This window comes from Metabacillus rhizosphaerae (assembly GCF_037201795.1).
Taxonomy (GTDB): Bacteria; Bacillota; Bacilli; order Bacillales; family Bacillaceae; genus Metabacillus; species Metabacillus rhizosphaerae.
Genome location: NZ_CP147403.1, coordinates 4,957,244 through 4,975,142, shown reverse-complemented (window position 1 = coordinate 4,975,142; position 17,899 = coordinate 4,957,244). Strand labels below are relative to the sequence as shown.

The window sequence follows — 17,899 nt, the reverse complement described above, 5'->3', positions numbered from 1 at the left end:
TTTGATATTAAAATCTTTCATAAAATAATATTCAATGAATTACTTAATCCCATTACTTCTTGTCATTGTTTGTGGATGTCTTCTCACCGCATATTCCTATAAACGGAACACATAATTCCGTATTGGGACAAAATCCCGGGTTTTCATCACATAATGCTTTGGTAAAAGCAGGATTCTGTTGGCTGAGGTTTTTAAAATAACAAACAATCTCATGGTTGCGAACAGGTAAACTGTTCAGCTGGAAAGAGAGCGTAACCTTTTTGTCTACATGCCGATAGAATAATCCGTTCTTTGTAAACGGAGGCGGATACGCTTGATCCGGCAAGGTAGGAATAATGTCATGGACATTGAAAATACGAATACTATTCTTTACGATTTGGTTAAACTGAGAAGCAAAGACAGGGTCTGCGACTCGAGGACTGCCATACGTATACACGAAAGGATTTTTAAATCGGGTGTTCACCGCAATATCAAAAGCAGCTAACACGGCCAAAGCTCCTCCTAAACTGTGGCCTGCGACAAATAGTCTTTTTGTTGTAGAAAGCTTGGTTAATTCTCTGATCAATTCATTTCTTGTCGATTGATAAATACATGTAAATCCGCGATGGGTTTTTCCTGCATTTCTGACAAAAGGATATGGTACTTGATATAAGTCTTGGTCCGACTCATTATCCTTAAATGTTCGGGTTCCTCTAAAAGTTACAATGATTTTATCTTGTGACTCTGCAATAAAACCAAATACTTCTGTTTCCGGCTCCTCAACACCAGCAAGAGCTCGTATGGTATATCGAAGGCTATATCCTTTTGGCAAGACAAGTGGTTCCTTTTCAAAGAGTTGGTATGACTGATAGATCATGGCCGAAAGCAATATCGCATCTTCACGGTTAAAAATATGGTATATGCTTGAGTTATTCATCTATGCAGCTCCTTTCTTATATTCAAGGCATTAGACGCTAGCATGTTCCTCGAAACGGAATACACATTTCGGTATCGGGACAAAATCCCGGATTTTTATCGCATAACGCTTTGGAAAAATCAGGATTCATTTTGCTGAGGTATTTAAAATAACAGGCAATCGCATCATTTCGCGGCGTATTATTTAACTGAAAAGAGATTGGATACTTTGTTTTTACATGTTGATAGTATAATCCTTCCTCCGTAAAAGGAGGTGGATACTTTTTTGCTGGGAAAGTTGGAAAAGAGTCATGAATATTTACAATTCGTATACTATTTTTTACCACTTGGTTGAATCGGGAAGCAAAGACAGGGTCTCCGATACGCGGACTGCCATACGTATACACGAAAGGATTTTTAAACCCGGTGTTCACTGCAATATCTAAAGCAGCTAACGTTGCCAAAGCTCCTCCGTAGTTGTGTCCGGTAACAAACAGTTTTTTTGATGTAGAAAGTTTGTTTAATTGTCTGATTAAATTGTTTCTTGTTGATTGATAAAGACATGTAAATCCACGTGAGGTTTTCCCCCCATTTCTAACAAAAGGATAGGGAACTTGAAATATGTCATAGGATGCTAAAAGATCTGCAGGATATGCAGCATATCCTCTAAACGCTATAATGATTTGATCTTGTGACTCGGCAATAAAACCGAATACTAATTCCGAAGGATCCTCTACGTTAGCAAAAGCACGAATGGTATATCGAAGTTTAAAGCCTTTTGGTAAGATAAGTTTCCCTTCTAAAAAGAATGGATATGTCTGGTAGCTCATTGCTGCAAGTAATATTGCGGCTTTACTATTAAAAATATTGTTTTTATCTGATAAAACCATATATACAATTCCTTTCCTAATAAGGTGTTTACGTTAACATATGGATTAAAATCCGGATTTGCTAATGATGGTGATATTAACGGGGATGTTGGTAAAGAACTGGAAAAGTTACTTAGTGTAGGAATAACAGCATTGTTGATAGTCAAAATTTCTCTTAGCGTGAGAAATCTGCGTTTCGTTGGCAGGACCCCCTCTTGTAGGCTTATTGATCTCCTTGACCAAAAAGAAGCAATGAAGGTATTAGATAAATATGCTCCTGGTATAACAAAACCACCAGGAATCTTTGCAATGAAATCACAAACATTGATAGCGTTAGCTGATTTTCCAGAGTCAAATCTTACAGTAGAAATGGTAAGAGCTCTTATTGAGGAGTTAAATAAAATTGAATGGGAGTTAGTTAAATAAAGTTCTTTTATGTTGGTTGAAATTCAATAAACTAAATTAACCTCACAAATTTTAATTTTTACAGGGTAGTAATCAGTGGTTAAAATTCTCAGAGTAAGAAGCTTCAGTTCCTTAGTATAATAAAAGGGATTGGAGCTTTTTTGTAGGATATTCACTAACTGTATAAAGGGATTTTGTGAGAAAATCAAGAATATGTTCATACGAATATTTAGTTAATCGATATAACCTGGCTATTTTAAAGGCTTGAAATTATTTATAAAATTATAACTATCATTATTAGGGGGGAGTAATCTTCTTGAATATCAATAATTTATTATCAGGTAAAACTTCATTAAACAAATATGTTCATCATTTATCTTTTAATGAAGTAGCTTTTCATGTTCATTATTGGGGAGTTATGCCTAATCATTATAATACTTTACTTCATAAACACTCTTTTTTTGAGGTGTGTTTTGTTGTAGATGGTGAAGGTGAATATATAGATAATAACTCTACCTATAAGTTACAAAAAAATACCTTATTTCTTTCAAGGCCTAATGTTTTACATCAAATTAAGAGCGAGGATGGATTATTCCTTCTCTATATTGGATTAGAATTAATAGAATCAGAATCTAATGACAAATGGTTAAAGATTATGGAGCAAATTGAGGAATGTACCGAGATTATTATTGATGTTGAAGAAAGGGCATCTTTTTCATTAATTTGGGAATCATTGCTTTCTCAGGCTTCCCAAAACGACCATCCCTTTTTTGAAGAAATACTTATGAATATAGCAAACTCCTTGATTCTTGCATTACTAGAAAGATTCAGTCCAATGGATGCGGATAGCTCAAATCAAAACATATCAAATGAAGAGACTTCACCAATTTTAATGCAAGCAAAGCTTTATATTCAAGATAATTTATCTGATACATTAAAACTCAGTGATATAGCTAAACATTTACATATTTCTAGTCGGCACTTATCAAGACTGTTTGTGAAAGAACTAGGAGTTAGTTATTCTGAGTATGTGAAAAAAGAGAGGATACAAAAATCAGCTATGTTACTAAAAACTACAAATTTAAGTATCAAAGAAATTAGCGAACAAACAGGTTTTAAAAATGTGCATTACTTTACTCGTGTGTTCTCAGCTACAGTTAGAAATCCTCCTGGCAATTTTCGCACACTGTATACGAATCAAGAAAAAAAGACATATTCAGAGAAAGAGAAACCTTCACTACAAGAGTGAGGTTTTTTTAATTTTGTTAGATATGTCCTAAAAGTATAAAAAAGTAGTCTATTTTGTGTAAATACATCGAGCCAAATGGTGTATATAATCATACTAGAAGTGATACAGATTACTATCTATCCACAAAAAATGATAACGATTACAATGGTGATTTTATTGGGTTGGGCATTTTTGAAACCAATATATGATTATCTTAAATTAGGTAGCTTTTTAGAGGGGAATCGTTATCATGTAGTACAAAGAAATGAAGGAATTTAGTATTTGGTGTCCTAAAAACATAAAGGTGTTGAAATTTATACTTGATTCCAAATTGTTTATTTATTGCAAACGTGGTTAGGTATTAATTTAGTTCATTTTACTTAATATTAGATAAGTTCTTTTAGGAGGAATTGATATGATGAAAACAGGGTTAGTAACTGATATTCTAGGATACATGTCATTTGAAGAAATGCTTGATACATGTGTTGAAAATGGTGTGGAATCCCTAGAGTTAGGTTGTGGAAACTGGTCAAAAGCACCACATGTAAATTTAGATCTTTTACTTGATAGTTCTGTTCATAGGGAAAAGTTTCTAGATGCTATTAAAAGAAGAGGACTCGAAATTGCTGCTTTGAACTGTTCAGGTAATCAACTAGAACCAACTGAAGAGGGGCAGAAACATAAAGAAGTTGTAGAAAAAACGTTTCGACTTGCAGGACTTTTAGGAGTGGAAACAATTGTTATGATGTCAGGTTGTCCTAGTGGTGGTCCAAATGATGTGACACCGAATTGGTTGACACATCCAATATTACCTTCACATTTTAAAACTCTTGAGTGGCAATGGAATGAAGTTGCTTTCCCGTATTGGGAAAAGGCTGTAAAAGTTGCTAAAGAGTATGGGGTGAATAAGATCGCTATTGAGAATCTAGGCTGTAACCTAGTCCATAATCCAGAAACGCTATTTAAATTAAGAAATGAGATAGGTGATATGGTTGGAATGAATTTTGATCCAAGTCACTTATTTTGGATGGGAGGTAACCCTATCTTAGCTGCAAGAGAATTAGGGGATGCGATCTATCATGTACATGCGAAAGATGTCCGAATCGAAAGAGGTATTAATGATATTAATGGTCTTATTGATGTGAAACCAATGGAAAGTTTCCAAACTCGTTCGTGGAATTACGTAGCATTAGGCTATGGACATGATGTTAGCTATTGGAAGGAATTTTTCACAGTCATTAAGATGACAGGTTATCAAGGGCCAGTTGTACTTGAAATGGAGGACTTAACGATGGATCCTCAGACAGGAGTTAAAAAGTCAATGGATGTGTTAAAAGAAGCTTTACCAAGAGATTTTCAGAAGGGGAAAAGTCAATCACTTATTAACGTCAGATAAAAATCAAAAGAAGGGGATGGTTTTTATGGATGGAAAACTGAGGAAAAACTCTTTTTTAGGAACAATTATTTTGGTTTCAACATTAGGGGGTTTACTATTCGGATACGATACAGGTGTTATAAATGGTGCTTTGCCTTTTATGTCTGAGGATCTTGGGCTCAACTCTTTTACTGAGGGTCTAGTTGCAAGTTCACTCCTTTTTGGAGCAGCATTAGGTGCAGTATTTGGAGGACGGCTTTCTGATTTTAACGGACGCCGTAAAAACATCCTCTATCTTGCGGTACTGTTCTTTATTGGAACAATTGGTTGTACGCTTGCACCAAATGTTACTACCATGGTGATTTTTCGATTTTTACTAGGGCTAGCAGTAGGAGGATCATCGGTAACAGTACCGACTTATTTAGCTGAAATGTCACCTGTTGAAAGAAGGGGGCGAGTAGTTACACAAAATGAATTAATGATTGTAGGTGGGCAATTATTAGCCTTCGTTTTCAATGCCATTTTAGGTAATACCTTGGGTGATACTACTCACGTTTGGAGGTATATGCTAGTTATTGCAGCATTACCAGCAATTTTTCTCTTTATTGGTATGTTAAGAGTTCCTGAAAGCCCTCGTTGGCTCATATCAAAGGGAAGAAAAGATAGTGCTTTAAGTATCCTCAGGCAGATACGTGAGACAGATAAAGCAGAATCAGAGTTTAAAGAAATCGAAGCAGCTATTGCTAAAGAATCCGATACACAGAAAGCATCGTTTAAGGATATGGCTGTACCCTGGGTACGTCGTATCGTATTTCTAGGAATCGGTATTGCGATCGTGCAACAAATTACTGGGGTAAACTCTATCATGTATTATGGGACAGAAATCCTAAAAGATGCAGGTTTTAAAACAGAGGCAGCTTTAATCGCTAATATTGCGAATGGATTAATATCAGTTATAGCGGTTTGCGTAGGTATTTGGCTCTTAGGGAAGGTTCGACGTCGGCCGATGTTAATAATTGGATTGATTGGAACGACTACAGCCCTGATGCTTATAGGAATATTCTCTAAAGTACTGGAGGGTTCTGTAGCATTACCATATGTAGTACTTAGCTTAACAGTTATGTTTCTAGCATTTATGCAGGGGGCAATTGCACCTGTAACATGGCTTATGCTCGCAGAAATTTTCCCGCTGAGGCTTAGAGGATTTGGAATGGGAATTAGTGTGTTTTGTCTTTGGATAACGAATTTTATTATTGGTTTGGCTTTTCCGGTATTACTTGAAAGTATTGGGCTATCTACAACATTCTTTGTCTTTGCGGGAATGGGGGTATTTGCTATCGCATTTGTGAAGAAGTATTTGCCTGAGACAAAGGATCGAACACTTGAGGAATTAGAACTCTATTTCCGTAATTATAATGGAAAGCAGAATAAAGAAGAAGCATTAGAAGTCGAGTATAGAAGTAACTTATAATCCTAATTTTCATTATATAACACTATTAATTTGTATTTGTGTAAACGGTACCATTTTATATTTTATTGGGAATTTAGGGGTAATAAAAATAATTTGACAATTTATCTGAAAGCGAGGAGATTTTGATGTTAAATGGAGAGAAGAAAATTGAAAGACCATTAAGCTGGGCTATGGTTGGTGGTGGAAGACATGGGCAAGTTGGTTATAAACACCGTATTGGGGCCTTAAGAGACAATACTGCTTTTAAACTAGTAGCAGGTGCATTTGATATTGATCCTGAAAGAGGAAAAGATTTTGGTACGAACATAGGTGTTGAAGAAAATCGTTGCTACCCAGATTATAAAACGATGTTTGCCAAAGAAGCTACACGTGAGGATGGAATTGAAGTTATTTCAATTGCTACACCGAATGGAACTCACTATGAAATCTGCAAAGCAGCACTAGAAGCCAATTTACATGTCATTTGTGAAAAACCTTTATTTTTTACTAGTGAAGAAGTTTTAGAGATTAAGGAACTTGCTGAGCAGAAAGGGAAAATTGTCGGAGTAACTTATGGATTCTCTGGTAATCAAATGTTACTTCAAATGCGAGCAATGATTGAAAAAGGGGATATTGGAGAAATTCGTGTAGTTGATCTGCAATATACACATGGCTTTAACGCTACTGATGACGCAGATAAATTCAGTGAAGCCCAAAAATGGAGAGTAGATCCGAAAATTGCTGGGCCAAGCTTTGTTCTAGGTGATCTATCTACACACACCTATTATATGTCACAGTTAATTATGCCTCATATGAAAATTAAAAAGTTATTATGTGATCGCCAAAGTTTTATTAGTAGTCGTGCTCCACTAGAGGATAATGCACACGTTATTATGCATTATGAAAATGGTGCTGTAGGTACTATGTGGACTTCTTCCATTAATGCAGGGTGTATGGATGGTCATAGAATTCGTATAGTTGGATCAAAGGCTAGCCTAGAGTGGTGGGATAGCAATCCTGGTGAACTTAGATATGAAGTTCAAGGAGAACCGATTCAAACATTAATTCGAGCAATGCCATACTTGGATGACATGTGTAATGCTGATGAGAGATTAGGAGCATTACATGTAGAAGGTTTATCTGAATCATGGGCAAATATATATTTGAAGTTTGCTATTGCTATTGATGCGAAAAATCGTGGAGATGAAGAGACTTTAAGTAAATTGGTTTACCCTGATATTAATGCTGGACTTGAAGGAGTTCGCTGGATTGAAAATTGTGTTCGTTCAGCAGATAAAGGTGCAGTGTGGGTAGATTTTGATGAGGTTTATGAAAAAATATTAAGTTAAATAATAGTTAGGTTCATAAGTAATCATTGTACGTAACCTTTGGAAGTATTTCTTGAGGTTACGTTTTTTTCTTTTGAAAGGGGGGAGGGTGAATGGGCTATAGATTGGTATTCACCATAATAGCAACCAATAAAGTTATTTTTTGATCATAAAGGAAAGTGCTTTCCTATGAAAAAAATTTTCCTTGGTGTAGTTTTAAATTAAAAGATGATAGTGAATGCTTATGTAGCAGGTGTTATTGAAAATCGAAACAAAGAAAAAGGTCCATCCTCAGTAATTATTAAATTAAAAATAGTTTGACTAATTAAATGTAACGGCTTACAATGTGAAAGTAAGGAAAGTACTTTCCTAAAATACACATAGTGTTAACTACATAAATTTCAGGAGGCATTGTTATGAATAAATTAAATATTGGTTTAATAGGTGCTGGAAGAATGGGAGCTTTTCATGGGGAGACGATTGCTCAACGCTTACCTAAAGCAAACTTGTATGCGGTTGCAGATCCTGTACCTGGTGCTGCTAAAGGATTAATAAGTCAATTAGATGTAAATGCAAAAGCTTACACAGATCCGATGGAATTAATTCAGGATCCGGGCATAGATGCTGTGGTGATTGCTTCACCAGCACGTACACATGCAAGTAATGTTCTTGCTGCTATTAAACAAGGTAAAGCAGTTTTCTGTGAAAAACCTATGGCTGTTAATTTGAAAGAAGCAAACGAGATTGTTCAAGCGAGTGAGGAAAGTAACATTTTGGTTCAAGTTGGTTTTAATAGAAGATTTGAAAAAGGATTTTATTCTGCTCACACAGAAATTGCATCTGGTAAGATCGGCACACCACAATTAATGAAATCAACAACGAGAGATCCTAAGTTAAATAGAGCTGAATCGATTCCAGAATGGACGATCTTTTTAGAAACATTAATTCATGACTTTGATACACTAATGTATTTAAATCCTGGTGCAAAGCCTGTTGAAGTCTATGCGGTTGCAGATGCATTAATTCGACCTGATCTAAAAGATAGTGGTTTATTAGATACTGCTGTTGTAACTGTAAAATTTGATAATGGTACTATTGCAACTGCAGAAGCGAATTTCCAGGCTGTATATGGTTATGACGTTAGAGCAGAGGTTTTCGGATCAGAAGGTATGATTACTGCTGGAGGAATCCGTGAATCAAGTATGACGAGATATAACCATAATGGGGTAAGTTTTGATACCTGCCGTTACGATCAAGATTTATTGTTTGATGCTTACGTTGGTGAATTAAGAAGCTTTGTAGATTGTGTGATTCATAATAAACCAGCATTAGCAACTGCTGATGATGCTAGATATGCTTTGAAAATCGCGCTAGCTAGTATTGAATCTGTGAAAAGTAACCTGCCAATTAAACTTGACCAACACGTATTAATTTAATCGAATATAGAATGCTTTACTGAACTATGTGAGTAGGATTCATTTGAAGGGGGATGATTCCCCCTTTTAAATAAGAATAACAACATTATATATGTCTATATGCTAAAAACTAAAAAATATCATTAACGATTAAATACATGGAGGGAAGAAAATGAATAGGGATTATGGTCTTTGTCTATGGACTTTTGGAGATATATCATTAGAAGAGAAATGCAAACTTGCAAAGGAAATTGGTGTAGATGGAGTTGAGGTTCAAGGAGATTTATCACAAAATCCTGCTATTTTGCAAGCAATTTTAAATAAATATGATTTAAAAGTATTATCAGTGACTCCAGATAATGTGGATATTTCAAGTGCTGATGAAAAGGTACGTTCTAGAGCGGTTCAATATTTTCTAGACTTATTAGACTGGGCACAAGAATTGGGTGCAAAAAGAATTTGTTTACATGGAGATGTTGGGAAAACGCAGGGTAGTGGGGATTTATTGAAAGATTGGGAGTTGCTTGTGAATAGCTCGAAAGTGGTAGTGCGTAAAGCTGATGAACTTGGTCTCGAAGTTGTGTTTGAAGTACTTAATCGTTATGAGAATCATCAAATTGTAACTTCAAAAGAAGCATTACGCCTAATTGATGAAGTTGGAAGTGAAAACATTAAGGTACTATTAGATGCTTATCACATGAATATTGAGGAAGCTTGTCCTATTCAGGCTCTTAAAGATGCTGGGGGAAAGTTAGGTGTTTATCATATTGCTGATTCAAATAGGCAAGGTGTAGGTGACGGACATTCTGATCTAGAAGGTCAAATTACAGCATTACATGAATTTGGCTATGAAGGACCAATTATTATGGAAATGGTTGCTGCAGGACCAAATCCATTCACACCGGTTAAGGATGGAAACTATTTAGATATAGTTGTAAGTTACTATAAGGAATCTCTAAAACAACTAAGAGAATGGGATGCGGTTAAAGTTAATGTATAAGAAAATCTAACTTCTTAAAGGTCGGTTGTGTTAAAAGCAAGTGGTTAGATTGAAAGACGCAGATTGATTGGTTTATATATTTTGTCAATTGTAAGCGCTTGTAAAAGGTGTATGCTTAAACAAGCCAACGCAGCATTATATCTAGGGGTTGGCTTGTTACAAATAATATCTAGAAAATTATCTAGAAATATTTTATTTAAGTAAATCGATCATGAAAGGAATCCCATAAAAATGAAGCAAAGTACGAGATTTATTATATTTCTGTCTGTAGTTGCTGCGCTAGGTGGACTTTTATTTGGTTACGATACAGCCGTGATATCAGGTGCAGAACAATCATTACAGGTGTATTTTATAGATAATCTTGGTTTAAGTACAATATTCCATGGATTAACGGTATCTAGTGCACTTATTGGTTGTGTTATAGGTGGATTAATCAGCGGTGTGCTTTCTAATGGAATAGGTCGTAGAAACTCTCTTCTAGTTGCAGCTGTTTTATTTTTTATTTCCGCGGTACTTTCTGGATATCCTGAATTCTTATTCTTTACAAAAGGTGAGCCAACGATTGGTCTTTTCATTATGTTTAACATCTATAGAATTATTGGTGGTATAGGTGTTGGTTTGGCTTCAGGATTAGGGCCATTGTATATTAGCGAAACGTCTCCTGCAAATATTAGAGGGAAATTAGTAACTCTAAATAATCTAGCCATTATATTTGGAATGTTGGCTGTTTACTTTGTTAACTGGAGAATTGCAGCAGGGCAGAGTCTTAGTTGGATTCACGATATCGGTTGGAGATACATGTTTGCTTCCGAAGCAATTCCAGCAATATTATTCTTTGGCCTTCTATTTCTAGTGCCAGAAACTCCTCGTTATTTAATATCGAAAAATAAAGATAAAGAAGCAATGAAAATCTTAACGAAAGTTAATGGATCAGAAAAAGTAGCAAAAGAAATTTATCAAGAGATAAAACAGACGCTGGACACTCCTAACTCACCTAAAGCGGGTATCTTTTCATATGGAAAGATGGTCATTATTGTAGGGGTTTTATTAGCTGCAGCGCAACAGTTTGTAGGGATTAATGTAATTCTCTATTATGCACCACGTATATTCGCTAATATGGGAGCAAGTGCAGATAGCTCCATGCTTCAAACGATACTAATTGGGGTTGTAAATTTTATTTTTGTATTAATAGCACTAATACTTGTAGAGAAGTGGGGAAGAAAGCCCTTACTTCTACTAGGATCAGTTGGTATGGCTGTTGGAATGTTTGGAGTAGCTACTTTATCGTTCGTTGATTCTATGGGGTTAGGTGCTTTACTATTCATTTTAGTATATGTAGCTTTTTATAATTTATCTTTTGGTCCGCTTGTGTGGGTACTAGCTGCTGAGATTTTCCCTAATAAAATAAGAAGTCAAGTGATGGCTATAACAGTTGTTGCTAACTGGGGAAGTAATTTATTGATATCAGCGACATTCCCTTCTTTACTGGAAATAAGTGCTGGAATGGCTTATAGCTTTTATGGTGTAATGTGTATTCTTTCGTTCATTTTTGTATGGAAGTTAGTTCCTGAAACAAAAGGACAAACACTTGAAGAGATTGAAACACATTGGAAACCAAAAGAAGTGGCTTCTAATTTAAGTCAAAGAAAAATAGATTTATAGACTTTATTTTATTACGTTGATAATACCATCAATTTCTTTTCTTATTAAAGGAGGTGATTAGGTAATTATTGAAAACGTTATTAAAAAACTATGAAAGAAAATTAGTTGGACGTAAAAGTTAATCCTGTAAAGTCATGAGATTAAGTGTGTATAGGGTGTTGTGAGCGATCGTTTAAAATACTAGTTCGATCCTATTTTAAGAGAAATAGTTACAAAAGCTAGAAAATCCCTTTCCTAATATTTTTAATCTACCTAAAAGTTGATTAAAATATATGTGTAGGTTCCAAAGGGGAAGGAGAAAGAATAAATGAAACAACCAACTATCTATGATGTTGCAAAAGAAGCAGGGGTTGCTATTTCTACAGTTTCAAAAGTGTTAAATAATACAGGAAGTATTGGAGCAAAAACAAGAAAAAAAGTTGAAGAGACAATGCAGAAATTAAATTATCAACCTAGTGTTGCAGCATCAGTCAAAAAACGAATTCAAACAATAGGACTTCTAATTCCGAATATTGCAGACCCTTTCATGGCAGAAATTGCAAGAACAATTGAGGATCATGGGAGGAAGTTTGGTTTTAGTCTAATGATATGTAGTACTGATAATGATTTGGATAAGGAAATTGAATATGTCTCAATTTTAAAGCAAAAATATATTGATGGAATTATTATTGCTACCGGATTAAAAAATACAGTGGCGCTAAAAGAATTAATTAATAGTGAAATCCCAGTAGCTTTGCTAGCGAGGGAGGTACCATCACTAGCAGTTAATACGGTGGTCGTAAATGACTTTTTAGGAGCATTCGAAGCTACTTCGTATCTAATAAAACTAGGACATCAAAAAATTGCCATGGTCACTGAAGATATCTATTTTCCTGTAACTAAATCTAGACTTGATGGATACAAACAGGCTCTTGAACAAGCAGGCATAAATTATAATGAAAATTTAGTTACGATAAATAATACTAGCTTTACGGATGCTTTAGATTCAACGGTTAAACTATTGAATTTACCGGAACCTCCAACAGCCATTTTCGCATCAACTGAACCTCTTGCAATTGGAGCAATGCAAGGTGCTCGTGAATCTGGCTTTGATATTCCAAAGGATATTTCTATAGTAGGATTTGACAATTCAATTCTTGCTGAAATGTGCTATCCACAGTTAACGACTGTGTCGCAGCCAATACAAGAAATGGGTAAGAAAATAATTGAATTATTAGTTGAAGAGATAAAGGATCCAAAAAAATTAAAACAACGCATTGTTATGTCACCAGAACTAGTCATTCGAGGAACTGCAAGTGAAATGAACAACTAGAACTAAATCCGAGATACGATAACTAAGAACATAAGAAAACCTTATTTAGTGTCTCGGTAATTTATTTGTCTACTTTTTGTAAGCGCATTCTCTCGGAGGACTTCTGATCTAGATAAGAGCAACTAAGAGAAGTTGATTAATTGAAAGGGGGTTAGTTATGACAGAGTTACTTAGGCTAGAAAATATTTGTAAGGGTTTTTCAGGTATTCCCGTATTAAAGAATATTGATTTGGAGATTAGAGCAGGAGAGGTACATGTCCTACTTGGAGAAAATGGTGCAGGCAAATCCACAATGATAAAAATCATGACAGGTTCCTATATAAAGGATGAAGGGGAAATGTATTGGGAAGGTAAGAAAGTGAATATTCAAAATCCCTCTGATGCAATGAAGCTTGGAATTGCAACAATTTATCAAGAGCTGAACCTAATTCCAGAACTCCCAGTCTATGAAAATATTTTTCTTGGAAGAGAGCTAAAAAGGAATGGAAAGTATTCTTTTCTCAATAAGAAAGAAATGATTAGGAGATCTAAAGAATATTTAAAGCGCTTGGGTCAAGAAATATCACCAGAAGCATTAGTTTCATCTTTAGGGGTGGGGCAACAGCAATTAGTCGAAATTGCTAAAGCGCTTACTATTGATACAAAGTTAATTATTATGGATGAACCTACATCTAGTTTAAGTGGTTCAGAGGCACAACAGCTTTTAAAAACGATTATAGAATTAAGAAAACAAGGTATTGCAATCGTTTACATTTCACATCGTTTAGAGGAACTGAAACAAATTGGTGATCGGATTACAATTTTAAGAGATGGTAATGCCATTGATACATTGGAAGTAAAAGAAACGAGTACGGACAAAATGGTCCAATTAATGGTTGGAAGAAAATTAAAGGATAAATTTCCGAAAGAATCATTCCAATTAGGAGAGGAAGGCCTAAGAGTAGAAAATTTACGTTTAAAAGGAGCGAAAAATAATGTAAGTTTTACTGCTTATCAAGGGCAGATATTAGGGATATCAGGATTAGTAGGTGCTGGACGTACAGAAGTTGCTAGAGGGATTTTTGGAGTTGATCCGGTAGAAGCAGGTAAAGTTTTTGTCTTTGGTAAAGAAGTAAAAATTAAATCACCGAAAGATGCGATTCAAGCAGGATTAGCTTTTATTACGGAAAATCGAAAAACGGAAGGACTTATTTTAGATGAGTCATTAAAAAACAATATGTCAATTGCCAGCTTGAAAAATTATACAAAGGGTCCATTTATACAATGGGAACATATTAAGAAAAGTTCAGAGAATTACATTCGCGAGCTACAAATTCGACCATCCAATACTGAAAAACATGCTAGGAATTTAAGTGGTGGGAACCAGCAAAAGGTTGTTATTGCAAAATGGTTGGCAACTCAAGCAAAAATATTTATTTTTGATGAACCTACTAGGGGAATAGATGTTGGGGCAAAGGTTGAAGTGTACCGTTTAATTAATTCGTTAGTGAGTAACGGAGCGGTAGTCATTTTTATTTCTTCTGAGTTGCCTGAGATTCTTGGTATATGTGATCGAGTGTTAGTGATGAATGAAGGGGAAATTACTGCTGATCTACTGAAGGAAGAAGCGAACCAAGAAGTAATAATGAAAGCTGCTACAGGGGGGATGTAACATGTCAGGAATAGTGTTAGAAAAAAAGAATGCTAGTACAGGAATGACGAAAAAAGAATTTCTTAGTAAGTTCGGTTCTTTATTGGGATTGGTTTTGTTAGTCATAACATTGTCACTTCTCAATGCTCAGTTTTTTACTGTTAATAATTTTATGAATATCGCTAATCAGACCTCTATTAACGCTTTATTGGCTTTAGGAGTGTTGCTTCCTATTTTAACAGCAGGTATCGATTTGTCTATCGGAGCAATTTTGGCCATTTCGATTATGATGATGGGGGTTGTAACTGTCAATTTTGGAGCAAATCCTTTTGTAGGTATCTTGGTTTGCTTAGTAACTGGAGCTTTTTTTGGTCTAGTAAACGGACTCTTGTTAACCAAGCTTCGACTTCCGCATCCATTTATTTCAACTTTAGGAACAATGAATATAGCTCGAGGACTTGCCCTAATAGTTACTGGAGCGGCCCCTATCGCAGGATTTCCAGTGTTTATTCAGTATTTTGGAAGTGGAGACATTGCAGGGACAGTGCCATTTAGTTTTATCCTTGTGCTAATCATGGCGGTATTAATCCATATCTTTTTGAACCGAACAATGACAGGGCGCTATATCTATGCAATTGGAGGTAACAAAGAAGCAGCTCGCCTGTCAGGTATCAATGTCAATAAAGTTCTTGTAATCGTTTATGTATTGAGTGGATTAATGGCAGGATTAGCTGGCTTGGTAATGGTAGGTCGTGTAAATTCAGCATTTCCATTAGCTGGTATGGGCTATGAATTAGATGCAATTGCTGCAGTTATCATTGGTGGAGCTAGTTTATTTGGTGGTGTAGGAACTGTATGGGGCACGTTGATCGGAGCCTTAATAATTGCGGTCTTACGTAACGGTCTAAACTTGATCGGAGTACCTGCAGATTTACAATTAGCCTTTATCGGTTTTGTTATCATTGCAGCTGTTTATGTCGACGTTTTAAGGCAAAAACCAAATAAAAATTAAGATTATAGTTTTAAGTTAGCAGTTACGATAATAAAGAGCGTAATTGGGAAAAGAGAGATATTGTAAATATAAATAACTGAAAATTCAGACTTCTAATCAACATGGATTAAATTAATAAATTATAATAATTTAGGAGGATATCAATGAAAAAACATTTTTTATTTCAAATAATCGTATTAATAATGTTGTTGTGCACATTGGTTGGTTGCAACACAAATAATACAACAAGTGAATCTGCAGATACGTCTTCTAATGAGGAAAAACCAAAAGTGGTCGTTGTTTTACAATCTTTAACAAGTGAATACTGGAATTTTGTTCAAGCGGGGGCAAAGCAGGCATTTAAAGATTTTAATGTTGATGGAACAATATTAGGACCTTCATCAGAATCTCAAGTTATGGAACAAATAAATATGATGCAGGATGCTTTGACAAAAGGACCAGATGCTTTAGTTGTCTCAGCTACTCAACCAGAAACTGCAATTCCAACATTTAATCAATATAAGGAAAGTGATATCCCTGTCCTTCTTATCAACCAAGATGTAGATTGGGACAACAAAGTTACTTTTATTGGTACTGATAATTTCACTGCTGGGAAAAAGGGAGGAGAGTTATTAGCATCGATGCTTCAAAAAGGGGATAAAGTTGCCCTAATTGGTGGAGTATTAGGAAGTCAAACTCATAGAGATCGCCTTGATGGTGCGAAAGAAGCATTAGTTGCCGCTGGTATGGAAGTTGTTGCTGAACAACCTGCTGATAGTGACAAAAGTAAAGCAATGAACGTAATGGAAAATATCATTGAAAGTAATACAGGTTTAAAAGGTGTATTTGTAAGTAGTGATGATATGGCAATGGGAGCTTCAAGAGGTGTACAGAATAAAGGAGCAGATGTTCAGGTTGTTGGATTGGATGGTACGGTTGAATCGCTTGAATCAGTTATTAAAGATAATACAGTTGGTACGGTTGCACAAAATCCTTATGATATGGGATATAAGGGAGTAGAAAATGCAATTAAAGCCATCAAAGGTGAAAGTGTCGAAAAAAGAATTGATACAGGTGCAGAGGTTATTACTAAAGAGAATGCTCAAGAGAGACTTGATTTCTTAAAAAGTATTTCGGAATAGTAGATTTCTAGTAACTTTGTATTTACAAGTAAAGAGATCGAATCTCTCTTTAGATCATCATAAAAAGTCCTTGGTATTACTCAAATACTAAGGACTTTTTATATTACCGTGAATTAGGTTTATAGTTTTTAATCCAATACAAAGCTTCAATTCTCTAGTACAAAAGAATTGAAAATCAACCAAATTTTATTACATGAACCATTTTCAGTCTGTGGAGTACGCGTTAATGATATTATAATAAAATGTGATAAATATATTGGGTAATAGTACCAAAAAGGTAGGGGATATTTTTGAGAGATTTAGATAGCATTATTGAAGAGATTCGGGAGTTTTCAAAAGCGAATGAGTTACTTTCTTATCGTGAAGTAGAAGAATTACAGAATATATTATATGAAGATGAAGTAATTATCCATATAACGATCGGAAGTGTTGAAGGTTATAAGGGCTTATTTTTAGCTACTGTTTATCGAGTGCTGTTTATTTATCATAATGAAATAAGTCAGCCTAAAGTGTTGGAAGTTCCCTATGAAAAATTAGAATATATTCATGTAAAACAACTAAATCATTATGTAGCAATGGAATTGTTTTTTGCAGGAACGAAAATTGAAATCATGGATTTGCCTCCAGATGATGCAAACACTATTAAGGATGAAGTGAATTTTCAAATAGATACCTATAATCCTGCAAATAAAACGGGTAAAACACAGAAACGGAAGTTTGGATTCCTTCGCTTTATTTTATTTATAGGAATTGCAGTACTAACGGGATACATAGTAGGGCCTCAATTTAATGTAGTAGAGGTATATGATGAAGCTATTACTGATTCCTTGACTAAGGAAGAAGGGGAAGAAAAATATCAATTGGAATTCTCTAATTTAGCAATAGAGAAGGGTGAGTATGATACAACAGTTAAAGGGATAATTAAGAATAACTCAGATAAGGAATATCGTTACATAAGTGTAGATATTCAATATTACAATAAAAAAGGTGCAATCGTAGATAGTCAAATAACATCTGCATATGATTTAAAACCAGGAATGTCTTGGGATTTAAACTCATCTTCTATTAGTGAGTATGCAGAAAGCTTTGAAATAGTAAGTGTGTATGTGGAAGAAGCAGAGTAAAATAATTTAAAACGTTACAAAAAATTAGGATTTTTTTCAAACCAATTTGTACAGGAAGGCATAGATAAGAGCCT

General features: G+C 35.0%; 15 protein-coding genes. 13 read left to right on the top strand and 2 right to left on the bottom strand.

The features are described 5' to 3' along the window. Positions 1 to 52: 52 nt before the first annotated feature. The gene (locus tag WCV66_RS23850) at positions 53 to 916 is read right to left on the bottom strand and encodes a lipase family protein (protein WP_338787111.1); all 864 of its coding nucleotides are present in this window, start codon (positions 914 to 916) and stop codon (positions 53 to 55) included. Between the two features lie 37 nt (positions 917 to 953). Beyond that, positions 954 to 1,784, bottom strand: coding sequence for a lipase family protein (locus WCV66_RS23845; protein WP_338787110.1), 831 nt, complete (start codon positions 1,782 to 1,784; stop codon positions 954 to 956). Positions 1,785 to 1,916: 132 nt separating this feature from the next. On the opposite strand from WCV66_RS23845, the gene WCV66_RS23840 reads away from it, so the two are divergent. The 13 genes from WCV66_RS23840 (at position 1,917) to WCV66_RS23780 (ending at position 17,825) form a co-directional block, all read left to right on the top strand. Next, positions 1,917 to 2,189 carry a hypothetical protein gene (locus WCV66_RS23840; RefSeq protein WP_338787109.1) on the top strand — a complete coding sequence of 91 codons (273 nt, stop codon included), beginning with the start codon at positions 1,917 to 1,919 and terminating at the stop codon, positions 2,187 to 2,189. 295 nt (positions 2,190 to 2,484) lie between these two features. Beyond that, a complete protein-coding gene (locus WCV66_RS23835; protein ID WP_338787107.1) occupies positions 2,485 to 3,417 on the top strand; it encodes an AraC family transcriptional regulator in 933 nt (310 codons plus the stop codon). A 397-nt stretch (positions 3,418 to 3,814) separates the two neighbouring features. Further along, positions 3,815 to 4,792, top strand: a complete 978-nt coding sequence (locus WCV66_RS23830; protein ID WP_338789534.1) for a sugar phosphate isomerase/epimerase — start codon at positions 3,815 to 3,817, stop codon at positions 4,790 to 4,792. 25 nt (positions 4,793 to 4,817) lie between these two features. Further along, positions 4,818 to 6,242 carry a sugar porter family MFS transporter gene (locus WCV66_RS23825; protein ID WP_338787106.1) on the top strand — a complete coding sequence of 475 codons (1,425 nt, stop codon included), beginning with the start codon at positions 4,818 to 4,820 and terminating at the stop codon, positions 6,240 to 6,242. A 122-nt stretch (positions 6,243 to 6,364) separates the two neighbouring features. Further along, complete coding sequence (locus WCV66_RS23820; RefSeq protein ID WP_338787105.1) at positions 6,365 to 7,570, top strand: Gfo/Idh/MocA family oxidoreductase; 1,206 nt, start codon at positions 6,365 to 6,367, stop codon at positions 7,568 to 7,570. Positions 7,571 to 7,965: 395 nt separating this feature from the next. After that, the gene (locus WCV66_RS23815; protein ID WP_338787104.1) at positions 7,966 to 8,985 is read left to right on the top strand and encodes a Gfo/Idh/MocA family oxidoreductase; all 1,020 of its coding nucleotides are present in this window, start codon (positions 7,966 to 7,968) and stop codon (positions 8,983 to 8,985) included. 151 nt (positions 8,986 to 9,136) lie between these two features. Further along, positions 9,137 to 9,964, top strand: coding sequence for a sugar phosphate isomerase/epimerase family protein (locus WCV66_RS23810; RefSeq protein WP_066324637.1), 828 nt, complete (start codon positions 9,137 to 9,139; stop codon positions 9,962 to 9,964). A gap of 225 nt (positions 9,965 to 10,189) precedes the next feature. Next, positions 10,190 to 11,626 carry a D-xylose transporter XylE gene (gene xylE, locus WCV66_RS23805; RefSeq protein WP_066324639.1) on the top strand — a complete coding sequence of 479 codons (1,437 nt, stop codon included), beginning with the start codon at positions 10,190 to 10,192 and terminating at the stop codon, positions 11,624 to 11,626. A 307-nt stretch (positions 11,627 to 11,933) separates the two neighbouring features. After that, entirely contained in the window at positions 11,934 to 12,938 is a 1,005-nt protein-coding gene (locus tag WCV66_RS23800) for a LacI family DNA-binding transcriptional regulator (protein WP_338787103.1), read from the top strand. Positions 12,939 to 13,095: 157 nt separating this feature from the next. Further along, the gene (locus tag WCV66_RS23795) at positions 13,096 to 14,589 is read left to right on the top strand and encodes a sugar ABC transporter ATP-binding protein (protein WP_338787102.1); all 1,494 of its coding nucleotides are present in this window, start codon (positions 13,096 to 13,098) and stop codon (positions 14,587 to 14,589) included. A 1-nt stretch (position 14,590) separates the two neighbouring features. Beyond that, positions 14,591 to 15,580 carry an ABC transporter permease gene (locus WCV66_RS23790; RefSeq protein WP_338787101.1) on the top strand — a complete coding sequence of 330 codons (990 nt, stop codon included), beginning with the start codon at positions 14,591 to 14,593 and terminating at the stop codon, positions 15,578 to 15,580. A 143-nt stretch (positions 15,581 to 15,723) separates the two neighbouring features. After that, positions 15,724 to 16,701: a sugar ABC transporter substrate-binding protein gene (locus WCV66_RS23785; RefSeq protein WP_338787100.1), complete on the top strand. Its 978-nt coding sequence runs from the start codon at positions 15,724 to 15,726 to the stop codon at positions 16,699 to 16,701. 290 nt (positions 16,702 to 16,991) lie between these two features. Then, positions 16,992 to 17,825, top strand: a complete 834-nt coding sequence (locus WCV66_RS23780; RefSeq protein ID WP_338787099.1) for an FxLYD domain-containing protein — start codon at positions 16,992 to 16,994, stop codon at positions 17,823 to 17,825. The last annotated feature ends 74 nt before the right edge of the window (positions 17,826 to 17,899 follow it).